Consider the following 18,524-nt stretch of genomic DNA (forward strand, 5'->3'; position numbering starts at 1 on the left):
CAGGCGGGGCGCCCCTCGGGCGGCGCCCCGCATCCTTCTTCCACTGGAGAAATGCACCATGGCAAAAGGTAAAGAAGCGAAGGAAAAGTCGGGTCTCGACGCATTGAGCCCGTTCGAGCTGAAGGACGAGCTGATCAAGGCGGCGGGCGGCGGCGCAGCCGAGCGCCCGGCCAACTTCTCGATGCTCAACGCCGGCCGCGGCAACCCCAACTTCCTCGCCACCATTCCGCGTCACGGCTTCTGGCAACTGGGCCTCTTCGCCATGCGCGAATCGGAGCGCTCGTTCGCCTACATGCCCGAAGGCGTGGGCGGCTTCCCGCAGCGCGTGGGTATCGTCGAGCGGTTCGACCTCTTCGTGCGCGAGAACAAGGGCCAGCCCGGCATCGATTTCCTGGCGGGCGCCGTGTCTTACGTGCGCGACCAGCTCGGGCTTTCGGCGGGCGACTTCCTCTACGAAATGTGCGAAGGCATTCTCGCCTGCAACTATCCGGTGCCGGACCGCATGCTCAGGCTTTCGGAGATCATCGTCGGCCAGTACCTGCGCCGCGAGATGGTCGGCAAGCATCCGTTCGTCGGCGAGTTCGACGTGTTCGCCGTGGAAGGCGGCACGGCGGCGATGACGTACATCTTCAACACGATGCGCGAGAATTTCCTCATCAAGCCGGGCGACACCATCGCGCTCGGCATGCCGATCTTCACGCCGTACATCGAGATTCCGGAACTCAACGACTACGAGCTCAACGTCGTGCACGTGGAGGCCAAGGTCGAGAACGACTGGCAGTACTCGAAGAAGGAACTCGACAAGCTGCGCGACCCGAAGATCAAGGCGTTCTTCCTCGTGAACCCGAGCAATCCGCCTTCGGTGAAGATCGACGACGAGAGCCTCGAATACATCGCCGAGATCATCAAGGAGCGTCCGGACCTCATCCTCCTGACCGACGACGTGTACGGCACCTTCGCCGACAACTTCGTCTCGCTCTTCGCGCTCGCGCCGAAGAACACGATTCTTGTGTACTCCTATTCGAAGTACTTCGGCGCGACGGGCTGGCGCCTCGGTGCGATCGCCACGCATCGCGACAACGTGCTCGACCACCTGCTCGCGAAGCTGCCGAAGGACGAAAAGAAGATCCTGCACAAGCGCTACGAGTCGATCACCACCGAGCCGGACAACCTCAAGTTCATCGACCGCCTCGTGGCCGACAGCCGCACGGTGGCGCTGAATCACACGGCCGGTCTTTCGACGCCGCAGCAGGTGCAGATGGTGCTCTTCTCGCTGTTTTCGCTGATGGACACGCCGGACGCGTACAAGAATGCGCTCAAGCGCCTGATCCGCAACCGCAAGCGCGCGCTCTTCGAGGAGATGGGCATTGCCTACGACGAGAGCGACCCGAATCAGGTGGACTACTACACGATTCTCGACATGGAATACCTGGGCGAGAAACTCTTCGGCCGCGATTTCGTGGACTGGCTGCTCAAGCAGGTGAAGCCGAACGAGCTGCTGTTCCGTCTCGCGAGCGACGCGCGCGTCGTGCTGCTGCCGGGTATGGGCTTTGGCACGCCGCATCCGTCGGGCCGCGTGTCGCTGGCGAACCTGAACGAGTCGGACTATCGCAAGATCGGCCGCGCGGTGCGCAAGCTCACCGAGGAGTGGGTGCAGAAGTACAACGCCGCGACCGGCAAGAAGCTCGATCCGGCTGCGGTGAAGACCGTGAAGAAGTAGGGCTCGGCGTGAGGCGGGGGCTCGGCGGAAGCCGTGCTGCTGCCCCCGTCTTCATGCGGAAATTCATGCGGAAACGCCGCACCGGCAAGCAAGGCCGTGCGGCGTTTTTTTCATTCGGCGCCTGTGGCGGCCGGTGCGCCGGCCACCGAGGCGGCCGCCTGCGCGTCGCGCACGCTGCGCCGGTGCAGCGACGCCGAAAGCACGACCGCCGCGGCCGCGGCCATGGCAGCGAAGAGAAACACCGAGCCGTAGCCGAACAGGTTCGCGACATAGCCGGCAAGCGGGCCGGTAATGCCGAGCGAGAGGTCGAGGAACACCGAGTACGCGGAGAGCGCCGCGCCGCGGCTGGCGGCCGGCACCAGACCGACCGCTTCCACGCCGAGCGCCGGAAAGACCAGCGCGAAGCCGAAGCCCGTGAGCGCGGCGCCGGCCAGCGCGACGTGCGGCACCGGCGCGAGCCACAGCAAAAGCAGCCCCGCGCATTCGCACGAGAACGACGCGATGGCCACGCGAAAGCCGCCGAAGCGCTTGATCGTGTTGGCGAACAACAGGCGCGCGCCGATGAACATGAGGCCGAACACGGTCAGCGTGAAGGCGGCGTTGGGCCACTGGCGCGCGGCGTAGAAGAGCGTGATGAAGGTGGCGATCGAGCCGAAGCCCGCGGAGCCGAGCGCGAGGCCCATGCCGTGCGGGAACACGCGCATGAACACGCTGCGGTACGACAGGCGTTCGCCGTGCACCACCGGCACGGGCGCGATGGGGCGCGCGAGCCAGTAGCCGAGCGCGGCGAGCCCGACCACGGCGACGCCGAGCGTCCAGTAGCCGAGGTAATGCGCGAACTCCACGCCGAGCGGCGCGCCGATGGCGAGCGCGCCGTACGTGGCGATGCCGTTCCAGGAGATCACGCGCGCGTTGTTGGCGGTGCCCACGCGGCCGATGCCCCAGAGGATCGCGCCGGTGCCGCAGAGGCTTTCGCCGCAGCCGAGCAGGAGGCGGCTCGCCACGAGCAGCGCGAGCGAGAGCGCGGGCCAGTGCGCGACGAGCGTGGCGAGCAGGAGCAGCACGCCGCTCGCGCCGCAGCCGATCAGGCCGAGCGTGACGGTGCGCTTGGGGCCGAGCGTGTCGGCCGAGCGGCCGGCGAGCGCGCGCGAGGCGAGCGTGGCGAGGTACTGCACGCTGATGGCGCCGCCCGCCACGACGGTGCTGAAACCGAGGTCGTTATGGACGTAGCCCGGCAGCACCGCGAGCGGGATGCCGATGGTCAAATAGCAGAGGAACGTGAAAAAGACGACGGGAATGATCTGCAAGGTCGTTGCAAACGCGCTGCGCTCAGGCGCCGAATCAGCGGACATGGGGAAAATGCGGATGGAAGACGGCAGGGAAGGCGTGATTGTCCCATGGAACCGGTTCTTCTGCAGTCGTTGAAAAGCGGTTTTGGCCACAGAAACGAGCCGGAGAGGCCCGCGACATGTGCCCCGATTTTAAAACGAAATGGCTGAAATCGTGTGTTGACGATATTTTTGCGGATAATCGGCCATACCGGTATACGCCGACATAAGCCAACACCCCGCGCGACAGGCCGATTTATCGATTCAACGATATATCCCCCATGCACCTGCGCCTATGGGTTGTAAATATTGGTGGTGATAGCGTTCGAACCGTCCACAGAAGCGTGCCCAGCAGTCGTTGCGGGCACGTACACCCAGACGAGTCAGAAATCATGAGTCAGCCGATCCGCTTCTACCACCGCAACGCGATCCGCGAGGTCAGCGGCGCGGGCGTTACCCGCTCCGTTCTCCAGTACCTGCGCGAAGACGCGCACTGCACCGGCACCAAGGAAGGCTGTGCCGAAGGCGACTGCGGCGCGTGCACGGTCGTCGTCGGCGAGCGCAACGAGGCGGGCGGCGTGAGCTTCAAGGCCGTCAACGCGTGCATCCAGTTCCTGCCCACGCTCGACGGCAAGGCGCTCTTCACGGTCGAAGACCTGCGCCAGCCGGACGGCTCGCTGCATCCCGTCCAGCAGGCCATGGTCGATTGCCACGGTTCGCAGTGCGGCTTCTGCACGCCGGGCTTCGTCATGTCGATGTGGGCGCTCTACGAGAAGCACGGGCACGAGCATGCCGGCGCGCCCGCCGCGTCCGCTTCGTCCGCCGCTGCCGGCTGCCCGGGCAAGGGCGCCTGCACCGTGCCCTCGCGCGAGGAGATTGCCAACGCGCTCACCGGCAACCTGTGCCGCTGCACGGGCTATCGCCCGATTCTCGACGCCGCCGACCGCATGTTCCAGGCCGGCGCGCCGAAACGGCCCGTCGATGTCGAAGCCCTCGCGCGCACGCTGGCCACCATCGAGCGCGGGGACACCTTCCACTACGAACACAAGGGCCAGCAGTTCGACGCGCCGCGCAGCGTCGATGCGCTCGCCGCGATCAAGGCGGCGCGCCCCGCCACGCGCATCCTGGCCGGCAGCACCGACATCGGCCTGTGGGTCACGAAGCAGATGCGCGAGCTGGGCGACATCGTCTACGTGGGCCAGGTGGAAGCGATGCGCCAGATCGAAGTGGGCAGCGACTGGATCGAGATCGGCGCGGGCGTCACCGTCGAGCGCGGCTATGCCGAGCTCGCGAAGCACTACCCCGAACTCAACGAAATGTGGCAGCGCTTCGCCTCGCTGCCGATTCGCAACGCGGGCACGATCGGCGGCAATGTCGCGAACGGCTCGCCCATCGGCGACTCGATGCCGGGCCTCATCGCGCTCGGCGCGCACGTCGTGCTGCGCGGCGGCGACGTGACGCGCGAACTGGCGCTCGAAGACCTCTACCTCGCGTACCAGAAGAAGGACATGGCCGAACACGAGTTCGTGCTCGCGTTGAAGGTGCCCACCCGCACGGGCGCGCGCAAGAACCTGCAGTTCCGCACCTACAAGATTTCGAAGCGCTTCGACTCGGACATCTCGGCCGTGTGCGCCGCCTTTGCCTTCATCGCGGATGGCGAGACGATCCGCGAACCGCGCATCGCGTTCGGCGGCATGGCGGCGACGCCCAAACGCGCGACGCATACCGAAGGCGTGCTGGCGGATGCGCAATGGCACGAAGCCACGGCGCAGGCCGCGATGATCGCACTCGGCAAGGACTACGCGCCGCTTTCCGATATGCGCGCCACCGACGAATACCGCATCGAGGCGGCAAAGAACACGCTGTATCGCTTCTGGCTGGAAACGCGCCCGCACAACCCGCTCGCCCAGCAGGCCGTGAACGTGCGCGCCGTGCTGGCGGCCGGTGCTGCCGAGGCCGTCTGAGCCATCAGGAACCGAGAAGGAGAACGAAACAATGAACCAGCAAGCCGAACCGTTCCTGAAGGATGCGCAGGCCCTCGACGATTTCACCCAGGTTCACGTGTCGCGTCCGCACGAGTCGGCGCACCTGCACGTAAGCGGCCGGGCGACCTACACCGACGACATTCCGGTTGTCGCGGGCACGCTGCACGCGGCGCTCGGGCTTTCGCAGAAGGCCCACGCGCGCATCGTCTCGATGAACCTCGACAAGGTGCGCGCGACGCCGGGCGTCGTTGCGGTGCTCACTGCCGAAGACATTCCGGGCGTGAACGACTGCGGCCCGATCATCCACGACGACCCGGTGCTCGCCGCCGGCGTGGTGCAGTTCGTCGGCCAGCCGATGTTCATCGTGGTGGCCACTTCGCACGACACGGCGCGCCAGGCCGCGCGCCGCGCCGAAGTGACCTATGAAGAACTGCCCGCCGTGCTCACGGCGCAGCAGGCGCGCGCGGCGAACCAGTTCGTGCTGCCGCCGATGAAGCTCGGCCGCGGCGACGCCGCCACGCGCGCCGCGCGTGCCGCGCATCGCCACGAAGGCGAAATGCTGCTGGGCGGCCAGGAGCAGTTCTACCTCGAAGGCCAGATTGCCTACGCGGTGCCGAAGGACGACGACGGCATGCACGTGTGGTGCTCGACGCAGCACCCGAGCGAAATGCAGCACCTCGTCGCTCACGTGCTGGGCGTGCATTCGCACAACGTGCTGGTGGAATGCCGGCGCATGGGCGGGGGCTTCGGCGGCAAGGAATCGCAGTCGGGCATTTTCGCGTGCTGCGCGGCGCTTGCCGCGTGGAAGCTGCTGTGCCCCGTGAAGCTGCGTCCGGACCGCGACGACGACATGATGATCACGGGCAAGCGCCACGACTTCCACTACACCTATGAAGTGGGTTACGACGACGACGGCGTGATCGAAGGCGTTTCGGTGGACATGACGTCGCGCTGCGGCTTCTCCGCCGACCTCTCGGGTCCGGTGATGACGCGCGCCGTCTGCCACTTCGACAACACCTACTGGCTGCCCGACGTCGCCATCTCGGGCTTCTGCGGCAAGACCAACACGCAGTCGAACACGGCGTTCCGCGGCTTCGGCGGCCCGCAGGGCGCGTTCGCCATCGAGTACATCATGGACGACGTGGCGCGCTCGCTCGGCCTCGATTCGCTCGACGTGCGCAAGCGCAACCTGTACGGCAAGACCGAAAACAACGTCACGCCCTACGGCCAGGAGATCGAAGACAACGTCATTCACGAGCTGATCGACGAACTCGTGACGACGAGCGACTACCGCGCGCGCCGCGCGTCCATTCGCGAGTTCAACGCGAACAACGAAGTGCTGAAGAAGGGCATTGCGCTCACGCCCGTGAAGTTCGGCATTGCGTTCAACGTCACGCACTTCAACCAGGCCGGCGCGCTCGTGCACATCTACACGGACGGCTCGGTGCTCGTGAACCACGGCGGCACCGAAATGGGCCAGGGCCTGAACACGAAGGTCGCGCAGGTCGTGGCGCACGAACTGGGCATCGACTTCGGCCGGGTGCGCGTGACGGCCACGGACACCAGCAAGGTCGCGAACACTTCGGCCACGGCGGCTTCCACCGGCTCGGACCTGAACGGCAAGGCCGCGCAGGATGCCGCGCGCCAGCTGCGCGAGCGGCTCGGCGCGCTCGCCGCGAACCTGTACGGCAAGGGCGTCGTCAGCGCCGCGGACGTGCGCTTCGCGAACGATCATGTGGTCGTCGGCAGCGAGATCGTCTCGTTCGAAACGCTGGTCGCGAAGGCCTACGTGGCGCGCGTGCAGCTCTGGTCGGACGGCTTCTACGCGACGCCCAAGCTCTACTGGGATCAGGCGACGCTGCGCGGCCGCCCGTTCTACTACTACTCGTATGGCGCGGCCATTTCGGAAGTGGTGATCGACACGCTCACGGGCGAAATGCGCGTGCTGCGCGCCGATGCGCTGCACGACGTGGGCGCTTCGCTGAATCCGGCGCTCGACGTGGGCCAGGTGGAAGGCGGCTTCATTCAGGGCATGGGCTGGCTCACCACCGAAGAGCTCTGGTGGAAGCCGGACGGCAAGCTGATGACGCACGCACCGTCCACCTACAAGATCCCCACGGTGAACGACACGCCGCCCGAATTCAACGTGCGCCTGTTCAAGAACCGCAACGCGGAAGACAGCATTCACCGTTCGAAGGCCGTGGGCGAGCCGCCGCTGCTGCTGCCGTTCTCGGTGTTCTTCGCGATCCGCGACGCGGTGGCGAGCGTGGGCGACTACCGCTTCAATCCGCCGATGAATGCGCCCGCCACGGCCGAGGAAATCCTCAGGGCGGTGCGCGCGGTGCGCACGGCAGCGCGCGGCTGACGGGCCGGCGCCGCTAAGGCACTTCGAGGGAGGAGCCCGACATGAATCGTCATCCGGATCGTTGCGTGAGCGTCGATGCGACGGGGCGCGTGATCATCGGCCGCCGCAGCACGCCGGTGCCGCACTACGGCCCGATGCACGTGGTGCTGTTCGGCGCGGGGCACGTGGGCCATGCGCTCGTGCGCCTGCTCGGCATGCTGCCGTGCGTGGTGCAGTGGGTGGACGAGCGCGACGAGCTGTTCCCGGACGAAGTGCCTGCGAACGTGCAGGTGGAAGCCACCGACACGCCGGCCGCCATCGTCGACGAGGCGCCGCCCGGCGCATGGTTCATCGTGATGACGCACAACCACGCGCTCGACTTCGAACTGACCGAGCGCATCATGCGGCGGCGCGACTTCGCGTGGTTCGGGCTGATCGGCTCGAAGACGAAGCGCGTGAAGTTCGAGCGGCGCCTGCTCGATCGCGGCATTGGCGCGGAGCGCCTGGCCGAGATGGTGTGCCCGATCGGCGTGCCGGGCATTATCGACAAGGCGCCGTCCTCCATCGCGGTGGCCGTGGCCGCGCAGCTCATGCAGCTGCGCGTGCCGCTCGGCGCCGAGGCGGGTGGCGCGCGAGGGGCGAGCGTGCAGGCGAGGACGGCGATGTTTGCGCGCGTCTGAGCGTCGGGTCTGAGGCGCGGCACGGGGACGTACGCCGGCAGATGCGGGCAGACGGCACAGAGGAAGGGAACGGGCGGCGCAACATGCCGCCCGTTTTCTATTTCTTGCGCGGCTTGCTTGCGGGGTCCGGCAGGGCGGTGCTAGATACCATTGTCCGTGCCTGCTTGCGCTTACGTGCGCTTAATTGTGCCTCATGCCGTCGCGGGTTTGGCCGGCGAGCGCGGCGTGCCCGCGGAGCCGGCAGAGTCGGCGGTACGGGCGGCGCGTTGGGCCGCCTTCGCTTTGGTCTTCGTAGCGCCCCGCTCGGTGAGCGTCTTCGACACCTGGTCGATGAGATCGCGCAGCCACCCCACGTCGCTCGGCCGGTCCGGCTGCGGGTGCCACATCTGATAGCTGCGTATGCGCGGAAATGCGATGGGCGGCTCGATCACGGCGAGCGGCATGAGGCTCGCATAGTGCATGGCGAAGCGGCGCGTGGTCGTGAACACCAGGTCCGATTGCAGCAGCACCTGCGGCACGAGCCCGAAGTAGGGCAGCGTGGCCACGATGCGCCGTTCGGCGCGCGCCTTCGCGAAGCCCAGATCGATCGCGCCCGCGTTGGCGCCCGTGTACGGCGTAGGCGCGAGATGCGCGGCGCCGAGGTAGGCCTCGCGCGTGAGCGGCTCGCGCGCGAGCGGATGGTCGGCGCGCATCATGCACACCACCTTGTCGGCGAACAGGTCGCTCTTCGCGAAGCGCGCGTCGGGCTTCGGCCAGTTGCCGATCACGATGTCGAGCTCGCCCGCGTCGAGCGACGCGTAGTGGTCGAGCGTCGGCGAAAGCGAGAGGATCTCCAGCCGCGCCGCGGGCGCCGCCTCGCGAAAGCACGCGATCAGCGTGGGCATGAAGAAGTCGTTGAGGTAGTCCGGCGCCGCCACCCGGAAGGTGCGCTTCGAGCGGGCCGGGTCGAAGTCGCCGTGCGGCGTGGAGACGAAATCGACGTCGCGCAGCACGCGCTGGGCGTGCTGCAGGAGCGACTCGCCGTATTCGGTCGGCACCATGCCGGCCTTGCCGCGCACCAGGATCGGGTCGCCCAGGATCTCGCGCAGCCGCCGCAGCGCGGTGCTGATGGCGGGCTGGGTCTGGTTCAGCCGCAGCGCCGTTTGCGTGACGCTGCGCTCGACCAGCAGCGTGCGCAGTACGCGCACGAGCCAGATGTCCAGGGTGAGGGCGGTGTCGTCCATGTAAGGGGGTATCGGTGAAGCGCAGGCGGGAAACCCGCATGCGGCCGGCCGCTTCGTCTTCGCGTGCGCACCGGCTCAGCCATAACCATAGGCCGACGCGCGCGAGGACGCCATAGGCTGCGCGGTATGGCCGGGATCAGGAGGGCCGCCCGGGCCCCGCCGGGCCGCTCTCCGGCCTTCGACCACGCCTCGGCCGCCCGCCGCGACCGGGCGTCCCCCTCACTGCGCGTTCGGCTTCCCGATTCCCGAAGGCAGCGAGCTGATGCGCTTCACCTCGCGCGAATCGAGCCAGTTCGGCGTGCGCGCGCAGTACAGCACCATCGGCAGCGCGTCCTCGCCCCAGAAGAGCTGCTTGTTCATCCAGAACGTGGGCACGCCGAACACGCCCATCGCGATCGCGTCGTTGGTGTTGCGGCGCAATTGGGCCCGCACGGATTCCTCTTCGATGAGCGCTTCCCCGTGCGCGATGCCCACACGTTCGCACAGTTGCTCGAAGCCTTCCTCGGTGGACGGATCGCGCCCCTCGCGCCAGATGAAGCGGAAGATTTCGCGCACGCAGGCGAACTCGCCGCCCGCGGCGATGGCGAGCAGCATCGCCCTGGTCGAGTCGAACGGGTGCGCCGGCGGCATCTTGAACGGAATGCCGAGCTGGTCCGCGCGAAAGAGCGCGTGACGGTAGGTGAAGATGCGCTTGGCCGGAACCGCGCCGCCGAGCGGCTGCCCCCAGTGGCGATACAGGTCGACGAGCAGCACGGGGCACGGCACGAAGTCGAACGACGGCCACTTGTCGCGCTGCTCGAGCAGCAGGTACGAGAACGGCGAGACGAAATCGAAAAACCACTGCGGCCGGCTGGCGTCGATGCCACTGATGTCGATGCCGCTGATCATGCTGTTCCTCCCGCTTAAAGCGCTTTATGCGGGCCGTCCGGTGAGCGGCCCCTTGTTTCGAATTGCTGCTTGCCTGCGTATCTCGTGCTCCGCCACGCGATCATGCGTGCTGGCGGCCGTGCGCGCCATCGGTGTCACTCCGGGCGCATCGTGCCGGGGCGGTCCGCGCCGGGCTCCTGGCCGCGGTCTTGCGGCGCCGCCGGTGCCCCTTGCTCCGCTTGTGCCGACTGCGCGGCGGCGGTCTCCGGGTCGGCGGCGTCCCCAGCCTCATCCGGCTCGTCCGGCTCGCGTGCCGAAGGCTGCACGAGGCGCTGGCGCACGAAGCCGATGTGCTCGCGCAACACGTAGAACTGGTCCGCATAGGCGAGCGGCATCTTCATGCCGTTCACCGAGTCCTCGATCGCGTCGAGCCGGCGCAGGAGGGCGCGGCGTTCGGTGGGCGAGGTGTCGGCCATCGAGGCGCGCTCCAGTGCGATCAGCGAGCCGTACCAGCGGTAGATCCGCGATTTTACCCGCCACGCGTACAGCGACGGCACGAGCCGCAGCCCCGGGATCAGCACGACCACGATCGGCACGAGCACCACGAGCAGCCGGTCGGCGAGGCTCGCGAGCCAGAACGGCAGCACGCGGTAGAGGAAGCTCTTGCCCGACTTGTAGTAGCGCGCGGCGTCGTCGCTGATCGGAAAGTCCTGGGCGCGCGGGGCCGGGAATTCGCCGGCGCGCTGCAACAGCGTCGCGCGGCCGTGCACTTCCTTGGCCGCCTCGATCAGGAGGTCCGAGAGCGCCGGGTGGAGCGAGTCGCGCGCGACCAGTTCGGCCGTGGGCGCCACCATGTACATCGGCGCCGCGGGCAGGTTGCGCGCGAAGTCGAAGGCGCCCATCGGGATCGTGATGGCCGTGAGGTAGGGAAAGCGCCGCGCGTAGGCGTCGGCCTGGGCGAAGTCGAAGAAGCGCACGCCGGGCATGCGCAGGAGGCGCCCCATGACCGGCGGCTGGGCCGAGTCGCCCGCGAGGAAGGCCGCGTCCACGGTGCCGTTCACGAGCGCGCGCGCCGCGTCGTCGCCCGAGAGCGGCAGCAGCGTGGTCGCGCCGCCCGGCTCGATGTGGTTGGCCTTGAGCAGCGCGAGCGCGAGCTCGCGCGTGCCGCTGCCTTCGGCGCCGATGGCGAGGCGTTTGCCTTCGAACTGCGAGAGCCGCGTCACCACGGGGCCGTGATAGAACACGGCGAGCGGCACGTAGGCCACGCTGCCGAGCGAAATGAGCCCGGCGGGCACCTTGCTCGCGAGGCCGTCCTGCACGAACGCGACATCGACGTTCGACTTCGGGTCGCCGAGGCGCTGCAGGTTCTGCGCCGAGCCTTCCGATTCCAGCACGTTCAGCGTGATGCCGTTGCGCGCGAGGATCGTCTTGTACTTTTGCGCCGCGTTCCAGAAGGTGCTGCCCTTCGGGCCCGCGCTCATGGTGAGCGTGCTGGGCGGCGCGGGCTGGATGAGACGCACCGCGAGCCAGATGGCGGCAAGGCTCACGAGCAGGATCGGGCCGAACGACAGCGCCAGGTCGCGCCACGAAATCGCCACGAAACGCGCGACGAGGCGGGGACGGGGTTTGCGGCCGGTGGGGGACTTCATCGGGGGAGTGCGGGCCTCGGCAATGCCTTGCGGATGGGGGCGGGGCTCGGATACCGGCTGCCGGACGGGCCGGCGCGGGTTCCACCCGGCGATGGTACATGAGATTCGCCCTCGCGGCGCCATGACGCGGGCGGCGTGAGCGCATTGGGGCGCAATCGTGCCGAAGCCGCGCCGAACCTGCGCTAAACCCTTTGCGCTCGGCGCGCGACCAGGCTAAATTGTGCATCGCCGCTGCGGCAAACATGCCGCGCCTTCATGCGGGACGCCCGGCAAGCCCGCCAGACTGGTCTTGCGCCGGTTTGGCGAAGCGTCGGGCCGCCGCACACACTATAACGGGCGCGCAGGCGTCGCAGCGGGCGGGCAGCCGGGCCTCCAGGGGGGCGTGGCGCCCCGCGTGTCTTTCATCCTTGCCACTCGCACTCGTGTACCAGCCACGGCAGTCCGCATTCGTGCCTACACGCACGGGCCGGGCCGTCCGGCGGAAGTCGTAAAGAAGCCGTCCAACCGTGGCCGGCCGGTGGCATTCGAGCCATCGGGCGGCGCAGGGAGGCGGTCCTATTCGGAGCAACAAGCGGAGCAACAAGGAGAAAACATGAAATCGGTCAATTTTCTGAAGGCGCTGGGCGCAGCGGTGTGTGTCACGGTGGCATGCAGCGCCTATGCCCAGGACAACTCCGCCTCGAGCGGCGCGGCTGCCACCACGGCGGCACCGGCTGCGGCTTCGCCGAAGAAGGCGGACCGCAAGCTTGGCTACACGGTGCGCAAGGCGCTTGCCAAGGCGCAAGGTCTTGACGTCTCGAACGTCGCCGTGCGCTCGCGCGGCGGCAACGTTACGCTCACCGGCACGGTGCCGAACCAGGGGCAGATCGACCAGGCGGGCCAGGTCGCTCAGGGCGTGCCGGGCGTGAAGTCGGTCGCGAACAAGCTGACCGTGATGCAGCAATAAGCGCGGCGCCCCCTTTGCGGGGCGTGGCGGCAGGACAACGGGCTCCGGCGCATGCCGGGGCCCGTTTTTTTTGGAGGGATGCCGCCAGGCGATGCGCGCCAGAATATAGGCGTAAATGCAGCTACGGGTGCCGCCTGTCGGGATTGAGTGCGGACTGACACATAGCTTTCGCGGGAAACGGCGTATACCGTAAATATGACGTGCAAGAACCCGGGGCCGCATGCGGCCTCATCGCCGGACACCGCCATGGCTATTCACACTTACACCGACCTGCCGCTCGTCGATCGCGCCGCGTTCGAACTCGCGTGTGCGCGCCACGGCTTCGCGCCGATTCACTTCGACGTGAGCGGCGAGACCGACCCCAACGATCCGGCCCACGGCGAATTTGTCGTCGTGCGGCGCGGCGCCTGGGCCCAGGCGTACCGCATCGACGCGCGCGGGCAATGGCTGCGCCAGTTCGAAACCGATCTGAACAGCCGCTTCTTCCGGCTCGCGCCGCACGCTTGAAGCCTGGCTTTGCGGCCGTGTTTTACGGCCCCGCGCGGGCCTTCGTCGTCCCGCGCCCGCGCAGCGCGCCTTAGCTCAGCACGAGCCGCACGCCGACCAGCGTGAGCGTGGCTGCGAGCAGCACGCGCAGGAGCCGCTCGGGCGCGCGCGACGAGAGCAGGCTGCCCGCGACGATGCCGGGCAGCGACCCGCACAGCAGCGAGAGCAGCATCGACCAGTCGATCGACCCCAGCAGCCAGTGCCCCGCTCCCGCGAGCAGCGTGAGCGGCACGGCGTGCGCGACGTCCGAGCCCACGATGCGCACGGTCGAAAGTGCGGGATAGAGCAGCAGCAGCACGGTCACGCCGATCGCACCCGCGCCCACCGAGGTCAGCGACACCAGCACCCCCAGCACGGCCCCCGTGAGCATGGTGAGCAGGAGCGTGCGCGCCTCGCCCGGCGCGCGGCGGTGGCGCGCGGCGAAGGCGGCGAGCTGGGGGCGAAAGATCAGGGCGACGGCGGTGACGAGGAGCGCGGCGCCCAGCACCACCTGGATCAGATGGCCGGCGCGCGGCGTGTCCATGCCGTAGCGGTGCAGCAGGATCAGCGTGAGCGTGGCCGCGGGCACGCTGCCGGCGGCCAGCCGCAGGGTGATGCGCCAGTCCACCGAACCCTTGAGCCCGTGCACGAGCGTGCCCGCCGACTTGGTCGCCGCGGCGTACAGCAGGTCGGTGCCCACGGCCGTTGCCGGGTGGATCTTGAAGATGAGCACGAGGATCGGCGTCATCAGCGAGCCGCCGCCCACGCCGGTCAGGCCGACAAGAAAGCCGACGCACAGGCCGGAGAGCATATACAGCGGTTCGATAGGGGGCAGGTGCATCGCGCGCTTTGCGGGCCGGTTGAAGGGCTGGTTGAGGGCCGGTTATGGGCCGGTTATGGGCCGGTGTTATGGGCTGGTCAGGCGAGCCAGGCGCGAGGCCTGGTCGGGTTAGTCAAGGAAGGCGGCCGTCATGACGGTTGCCTGACCGTCCGGCGCGCACCGTAAGTGGCGCGTCAGGCTGGACAGCGGCAAGGCCCGGCGGCGAAAATCCCGTATTGTCGCAAAACCGGCGCGCCGGCGCAGAGCGGACAGAATCCGGCGCCTGTGCCATCACGGCGCGACCATCACGCGACCACCATGAATCCCGGCATCCTCTACGCATTTCTCGCCTTCGTCCTCTGGGGGCTCTTCCCGATCTACTTCAAGACGCTGCACCAGATCCCGGCCCTCGAACTGCTCGCGCACCGCATGGCCTGGTCGCTGCTGTTCGTGCTCGCCGTGCTGCTCGTGCGGCACCACTGGCGCTGGCTTCGCCCCGTGCTGCGCAATCCGCGCCTTCTTGGCCGCTTCGCGGCGAGCGCCGTGCTGCTTTCGGCGAACTGGGGCATCTACATCTGGGCCGTGAACGCCGGGCATATCGTCGAAGCGAGCCTCGGCTACTTCATCAATCCGCTCATCAACGTGCTGTTCGGCTATGCGTTTCTCGGCGAGCGGCTGCGGCCGCTGCAATGGGGCGCCGTGGGCGTGGCTGCCGCGGGCGTCGCCTGGCTCACCTGGCACAATGGCGCGCTGCCCTGGATCAGCCTCGCGCTGGCCGTCACGTTCGGCGGCTACGGGCTCTTGCGCAAGACGGCGCAACTCGGCGCGCTCGAAGGGCTCACGCTCGAAACCCTGCTGCTCTTTCCCGTGGCGCTCGTCTATTTGAGCGCGCTGGGGTTGAGCGGGGCGAGCCATTTCGGGCATGCGCCGCTCGCATTTCAGTTGCTGCTCGTCTGCGCGGGGCCCGTTACCGCGATCCCGCTGCTGCTGTTCGCGGCCGCCGCGCGGCGGATTCCGCTTTCGACGCTGGGCCTCGTTCAGTACGTCACGCCCACGCTGCAACTGCTGACCGGCGTGCTGGTGTATCACGAGCCGTTCGGACCGGTGCGCGCGGCCGGTTACGGCGCGATCTGGATCGCTCTCGCGCTCTATTCGTTCGAAGGGCTGCGCAGTTCGGTGTCGGCGCGCGTGGCACGGGGGGCTGCCTGAACCGCGGGCAAGCGCGCAGGCGCTGCATCGCAGGATTGAGTGCGCCGGCTCGCGCGCGGTACGATGCTCCGATGCGCGGCCGGTTCGAGCTCCGTTCTCGATCCATGCGTGACTCACACGTGATTCATACGTGACCCACGCGTGATCCGTACGCCGCCTCGCGCGCATAATCCCCAACGACCCATGGAGTGAGACACGCATGAGCACCGAGGCCATCCATCGCTTCGAGGAGGCGTTCGTACCGCAGATTGCCGCGGCGCTCGGCAGCCGGTTCGGCCCGGCGGTGCGCGTGGAGATCGTGCCGTGCGAAGGGCGCGGACACCCTACGCGCGTGCGCCTTACCGGCGAGGCGAGCGCGAACCGGCACCCCTATGCGTATCCGCTGAACGTCTCGCTCACGTGGGACATCGAAGAGATCGAGCGCCTGATGGAGCCCGGCGGCGACGTGCGCTTCGCGCACTACCTGGAGGCGCTCGTGCGCAAGATGGCTTCGTGGGAGACGGCGCGGCCGATCGACTTTACTTCGCGCACGCAGGGCGAGCCGGAAGTGCTGATCGGCGGGCTGGACTTCGAGGGCTGAGCCTCAGAACCAGCCCGAAGCGTGCATGGCGAGCGCGGCCTTGACGGCCATGCCGATCGCCACGCACCCCGCGAACGCGGCGAACGACTGTTGCAGCCGCACCCCGCTCACGCGATGCGCCACGCCGCGCCCGCCCAGCATGCCCGCGAGCGCACCGGCCGCGAACGGCAGCGCGCCGGCCCAGAGCATGTGTCCCGATGCCGCCGACGCGGCCACGCCCGCCGACGAAACGAGCGCAATCACCGCGAGCGACGTGGCCACGATGCCCTGCATGGGGATATCGGAGGCGCGCTTGAGCGCCGGCACGATGACGAAACCGCCGCCCACCCCCAGCAATCCCGAAAGGAACCCGGACAGCGCGCCCGAAAGCGCGAGCGCCCGCGCGCAGGGCGCGGTCCAGTCGAGCTTGCCGCGCTCGGCGTTCAGGCGGCACGGCAGGCCCGAAGGCGCGAGCTCGGGGCCGCCATGCGTTGCCCCGCTTCGCTGGCGGAACATGCGCACGGCGACCATGGCCAGTACGGCGGCGAAGGCGAGCGTGAGCGGCGCGTCGGGCACGCGATGCGCGACCCACAGGCCAAAGGGCGAGACCAGCGCGCCGCATGCGGCCATGAGCGCGGCCGCCTTGTAGCGCACCTTGCCTTCGCGCAGCGCGAGCAGCGCGCCCACGCCCGCGGAAAGCCCCACCGCGAGCAGCCCGATGGGGGCCGCCTGCGCGACTTCGAGCCCGAGCCCGAACACGAGCAGCGGCACGGCGATGATCGCGCCGCCGGCGCCCGTCAAGGCGAGGATGAGCCCGACGAACGCGCCGAGCGCGGCGCTGGGGACAAGAGCGGGGTGCAGCATGCGTGCCTCGTGAGCGGCTTGACGATGAATCTGATGCCGGGTTTTAGACTGGGGTTAAGACTGGGTTTCGCCGGCGGACGCGCGCGTGAACCACTCGCGGCCCTTGAGCATGCCCGACCAGTAGAAGCGCGGCAGCACGCTTGCCTTGAGGAACCACATGAGGCGGCGCGGCTGCGTGGGGTCGAGCGGGAAGGTGGGCAGCAGCTTGCCGCCATAGCCGAATTCGGCGAGCACGACCTTGCCGCGCTCGACCGTGAGCGGGCACGAGCCGTAGCCGTCGTAGCGGTACAAGAGCGGCTGGCCCGCGCGCGCGGCGAGCAGGTTCTCCGCCACGATCACGGCCTGCTTGCGCGCTGCCGCGCCCGTCTTCGCGTTGGGCGCCGAGCACACGTCGCCGAGCGAGAACACGTTCGGATAGCGCGGGTGCTGGAGCGTCGCGTGATCGACTTCGCACCAGCCGGCTTCGTCCGCAAGCTGGCTTTCGCGGATGAAGTCGGGCGCCACCTGCGGCGGCACGACGTGGATCATGTCGAAGCGCTTTTCCACGCGCGCCGCGTTGCCGTTGGCGTCTTTCGTTTCGAAGGTGGCGGTGCGCGACGGTCCGTCGACGGCGACGAGATTCGAGGAGAACGCGAGCTTCGCGTCGTAGCGCTTCACATATTCCATGAGCGGCGGCACGAAGGTCGCGACGCCGAACAGCACCGCGCCCGCGAGATCGAATTCGACCTTCACCTTCGAAAGCACGCCGCTGCGCCGCCAGTGGTCGCAGGCGAGGTACATCGCTTTCTGCGGCGCGCCCGCGCATTTGATCGGCATGCCGGGCTGCGTGAAGAGCGCGGTGCCGCCCTTCATCTGCTGCACGAGTTGCCACGTGTAGGGCGCGAGGTCGTAGCGGTAGTTCGAGGTGACGCCGTTTTTGCCGAGCGTGGCTTCGAGGCCCGCGATGCGCTCCCACGCGAGCCGCAGCCCCGTTGCCACGATCAGGTGGCGATAGGCGATGGTTTCGCCGTTGGCGAGGCGCACGAGGCTCGCCTGAGGCTCGACGCGCATGGCCGCCGTGCGCAGCCATGTCGCGCCAGGGGGGATCACGCTCGCCGTCGGACGGCGCGTTTTCTTCGCGTCGAAGGCGCCGCCGCCGACGAGCGTCCACGCGGGCTGATAGAAGTGCTCGTCGCTGGGCTCGACGATCGCGATGCTCAGGTCGCGCGTGCGGCGCAGCAGGCTCGACGTCACGGTGATGCCTGCGAGCCCGCCGCCGATCACGACGATGTCGTAGGTGGCGGTGGGGGCGTCGGACGCGGGTGGGTGGGCGCTGGCGTGGCGTGCGTCGAGCGGGGCGATGGACATGGATTCAAGACTCCTGATCAAAGACGGTGGCCCGGGGCGGCTCTTTTCCGGCCGCTTGCCGGCCCCGGCCCTCGAGGGCGGCATACAGCGCCATGCCCGCGAGCATGGCCGCAACGAAGAGCCACGCGCGCGGCTGGCCGCTGCCCGCGCTGACGAGTGCGGGACCGGGGCAGAAGCCCGCAAGCCCCCAGCCGAGGCCGAACAGCAGACTGCCGCCCACGAGCCGCGCATCGACGCGGCGGCCCGCGGGCGACGGCATCGGCGTGCCGCGCGAGCGCGCGAGGCGAAAGCCGAGGGCGGCGAGCACGACCGCCCCGGCCATGACGAAGGCAAGCGACGGGTCCCAGTGGCCGGCGAGGTCGAGGAAGGCGAGCACCTTGGCGGGGTTCGCCATGCCCGAGAGGATCAGGCCGAGGCCGAACACGAGGCCGCACACGAACGCGTTGAGGATTCGCACG

General features: G+C 68.4%; 16 protein-coding genes. 8 read left to right on the forward strand and 8 right to left on the reverse strand.

Annotation, left to right across the window (positions count from 1 at the left end; genetic code table 11):
* Positions 1 to 58 precede the first annotated feature (58 nt).
* A complete protein-coding gene (locus BFE01S_RS17500) occupies positions 59 to 1,720 on the forward strand; it encodes a bifunctional aspartate transaminase/aspartate 4-decarboxylase (RefSeq protein ID WP_028226633.1) in 1,662 nt (553 codons plus the stop codon).
* Positions 1,721 to 1,830: 110 nt separating this feature from the next.
* Here the strand turns inward: BFE01S_RS17500 and BFE01S_RS17505 are convergent, their stop codons facing one another.
* Positions 1,831 to 3,072: an MFS transporter gene (locus BFE01S_RS17505; RefSeq protein ID WP_028226634.1), complete on the reverse strand. Its 1,242-nt coding sequence runs from the start codon at positions 3,070 to 3,072 to the stop codon at positions 1,831 to 1,833.
* A 368-nt stretch (positions 3,073 to 3,440) separates the two neighbouring features.
* Here BFE01S_RS17505 and xdhA point away from each other — a divergent pair, with 368 nt between their 5' ends.
* Genes xdhA through xdhC form a run of 3 tightly spaced genes read left to right on the forward strand, consistent with a single transcriptional unit; the run spans position 3,441 to position 8,057 of the window.
* The gene (gene xdhA, locus BFE01S_RS17510) at positions 3,441 to 5,012 is read left to right on the forward strand and encodes a xanthine dehydrogenase small subunit (RefSeq protein ID WP_028226635.1); all 1,572 of its coding nucleotides are present in this window, start codon (positions 3,441 to 3,443) and stop codon (positions 5,010 to 5,012) included.
* Between the two features lie 31 nt (positions 5,013 to 5,043).
* A complete protein-coding gene (gene xdhB / locus BFE01S_RS17515; protein WP_028226636.1) occupies positions 5,044 to 7,398 on the forward strand; it encodes a xanthine dehydrogenase molybdopterin binding subunit in 2,355 nt (784 codons plus the stop codon).
* Between the two features lie 41 nt (positions 7,399 to 7,439).
* Positions 7,440 to 8,057 carry a xanthine dehydrogenase accessory protein XdhC gene (xdhC, locus tag BFE01S_RS39060; protein WP_042337861.1) on the forward strand — a complete coding sequence of 206 codons (618 nt, stop codon included), beginning with the start codon at positions 7,440 to 7,442 and terminating at the stop codon, positions 8,055 to 8,057.
* 191 nt (positions 8,058 to 8,248) lie between these two features.
* Here xdhC and BFE01S_RS39065 read toward each other — a convergent pair whose 3' ends face one another.
* The 3 genes from BFE01S_RS39065 to BFE01S_RS39070 all read right to left on the reverse strand — a co-directional run bounded on the left by BFE01S_RS39065 (position 8,249) and on the right by BFE01S_RS39070 (position 11,796).
* Entirely contained in the window at positions 8,249 to 9,280 is a 1,032-nt protein-coding gene (locus BFE01S_RS39065; protein ID WP_042337862.1) for a LysR family transcriptional regulator, read from the reverse strand.
* A 219-nt stretch (positions 9,281 to 9,499) separates the two neighbouring features.
* Complete coding sequence (locus BFE01S_RS17530; RefSeq protein WP_028226637.1) at positions 9,500 to 10,168, reverse strand: 2-hydroxychromene-2-carboxylate isomerase; 669 nt, start codon at positions 10,166 to 10,168, stop codon at positions 9,500 to 9,502.
* A gap of 134 nt (positions 10,169 to 10,302) precedes the next feature.
* Complete coding sequence (locus tag BFE01S_RS39070) at positions 10,303 to 11,796, reverse strand: TAXI family TRAP transporter solute-binding subunit (RefSeq protein WP_042337863.1); 1,494 nt, start codon at positions 11,794 to 11,796, stop codon at positions 10,303 to 10,305.
* Between the two features lie 592 nt (positions 11,797 to 12,388).
* Between BFE01S_RS39070 and BFE01S_RS17540 the strand changes: the two genes are divergently transcribed.
* Positions 12,389 to 12,742 (forward strand): BON domain-containing protein, encoded by a 354-nt coding sequence (locus tag BFE01S_RS17540; protein WP_028226638.1) that lies wholly within the window; start codon positions 12,389 to 12,391, stop codon positions 12,740 to 12,742.
* 246 nt (positions 12,743 to 12,988) lie between these two features.
* Entirely contained in the window at positions 12,989 to 13,249 is a 261-nt protein-coding gene (locus BFE01S_RS17545) for a hypothetical protein (protein WP_028226639.1), read from the forward strand.
* A 70-nt stretch (positions 13,250 to 13,319) separates the two neighbouring features.
* On the opposite strand, the gene BFE01S_RS17550 is transcribed toward BFE01S_RS17545, so the two are convergent.
* Positions 13,320 to 14,108, reverse strand: a complete 789-nt coding sequence (locus tag BFE01S_RS17550; RefSeq protein WP_028226640.1) for a sulfite exporter TauE/SafE family protein — start codon at positions 14,106 to 14,108, stop codon at positions 13,320 to 13,322.
* Positions 14,109 to 14,405: 297 nt separating this feature from the next.
* On the opposite strand from BFE01S_RS17550, the gene rarD reads away from it, so the two are divergent.
* Both rarD and BFE01S_RS17560 read left to right on the forward strand, forming a co-directional pair.
* Positions 14,406 to 15,296, forward strand: a complete 891-nt coding sequence (rarD, locus tag BFE01S_RS17555) for an EamA family transporter RarD (protein WP_028226641.1) — start codon at positions 14,406 to 14,408, stop codon at positions 15,294 to 15,296.
* Between the two features lie 199 nt (positions 15,297 to 15,495).
* On the forward strand, positions 15,496 to 15,876 hold the full coding sequence (locus BFE01S_RS17560; RefSeq protein ID WP_028226642.1) for a DUF5594 family protein: 381 nt from the start codon (positions 15,496 to 15,498) through the stop codon (positions 15,874 to 15,876).
* A gap of 3 nt (positions 15,877 to 15,879) precedes the next feature.
* Here the strand turns inward: BFE01S_RS17560 and BFE01S_RS17565 are convergent, their stop codons facing one another.
* From BFE01S_RS17565 to BFE01S_RS17575, 3 genes are read right to left on the reverse strand one after another with little or no spacing between them, the layout of a single operon-like run.
* Positions 15,880 to 16,719, reverse strand: coding sequence for a sulfite exporter TauE/SafE family protein (locus tag BFE01S_RS17565; protein ID WP_028226643.1), 840 nt, complete (start codon positions 16,717 to 16,719; stop codon positions 15,880 to 15,882).
* A gap of 54 nt (positions 16,720 to 16,773) precedes the next feature.
* Entirely contained in the window at positions 16,774 to 18,066 is a 1,293-nt protein-coding gene (locus tag BFE01S_RS39075) for an NAD(P)/FAD-dependent oxidoreductase (protein WP_042337864.1), read from the reverse strand.
* Positions 18,067 to 18,070: 4 nt separating this feature from the next.
* A complete protein-coding gene (locus tag BFE01S_RS17575; RefSeq protein ID WP_028226644.1) occupies positions 18,071 to 18,523 on the reverse strand; it encodes a YeeE/YedE family protein in 453 nt (150 codons plus the stop codon).
* Between the last annotated feature and the right edge of the window lies 1 nt (position 18,524).

The sequence above is a fragment of the Paraburkholderia ferrariae NBRC 106233 genome (genome assembly GCF_000685035.1).
Taxonomy (GTDB): Bacteria; Pseudomonadota; Gammaproteobacteria; order Burkholderiales; family Burkholderiaceae; genus Paraburkholderia; species Paraburkholderia ferrariae.

Bases quoted from the DNA above. Each gene is read 5' to 3' on its own strand.
- BFE01S_RS17500 (WP_028226633.1), top strand. From the start codon at position 59: ATGGCAAAAGGTAAAGAAGCGAAGGAAAAGTCGGGTCTCGACGCATTG.
- BFE01S_RS17505 (WP_028226634.1), bottom strand. From the start codon at position 3,072: ATGTCCGCTGATTCGGCGCCTGAGCGCAGCGCGTTTGCAACGACCTTG.
- xdhA (WP_028226635.1), top strand. From the start codon at position 3,441: ATGAGTCAGCCGATCCGCTTCTACCACCGCAACGCGATCCGCGAGGTC.
- xdhB (WP_028226636.1), top strand. From the start codon at position 5,044: ATGAACCAGCAAGCCGAACCGTTCCTGAAGGATGCGCAGGCCCTCGAC.
- xdhC (WP_042337861.1), top strand. From the start codon at position 7,440: ATGAATCGTCATCCGGATCGTTGCGTGAGCGTCGATGCGACGGGGCGC.
- BFE01S_RS39065 (WP_042337862.1), bottom strand. From the start codon at position 9,280: ATGGACGACACCGCCCTCACCCTGGACATCTGGCTCGTGCGCGTACTG.
- BFE01S_RS17530 (WP_028226637.1), bottom strand. From the start codon at position 10,168: ATGATCAGCGGCATCGACATCAGTGGCATCGACGCCAGCCGGCCGCAG.
- BFE01S_RS39070 (WP_042337863.1), bottom strand. From the start codon at position 11,796: ATGAAGTCCCCCACCGGCCGCAAACCCCGTCCCCGCCTCGTCGCGCGT.
- BFE01S_RS17540 (WP_028226638.1), top strand. From the start codon at position 12,389: ATGAAATCGGTCAATTTTCTGAAGGCGCTGGGCGCAGCGGTGTGTGTC.
- BFE01S_RS17545 (WP_028226639.1), top strand. From the start codon at position 12,989: ATGGCTATTCACACTTACACCGACCTGCCGCTCGTCGATCGCGCCGCG.
- BFE01S_RS17550 (WP_028226640.1), bottom strand. From the start codon at position 14,108: ATGCACCTGCCCCCTATCGAACCGCTGTATATGCTCTCCGGCCTGTGC.
- rarD (WP_028226641.1), top strand. From the start codon at position 14,406: ATGAATCCCGGCATCCTCTACGCATTTCTCGCCTTCGTCCTCTGGGGG.
- BFE01S_RS17560 (WP_028226642.1), top strand. From the start codon at position 15,496: ATGAGCACCGAGGCCATCCATCGCTTCGAGGAGGCGTTCGTACCGCAG.
- BFE01S_RS17565 (WP_028226643.1), bottom strand. From the start codon at position 16,719: ATGCTGCACCCCGCTCTTGTCCCCAGCGCCGCGCTCGGCGCGTTCGTC.
- BFE01S_RS39075 (WP_042337864.1), bottom strand. From the start codon at position 18,066: ATGTCCATCGCCCCGCTCGACGCACGCCACGCCAGCGCCCACCCACCC.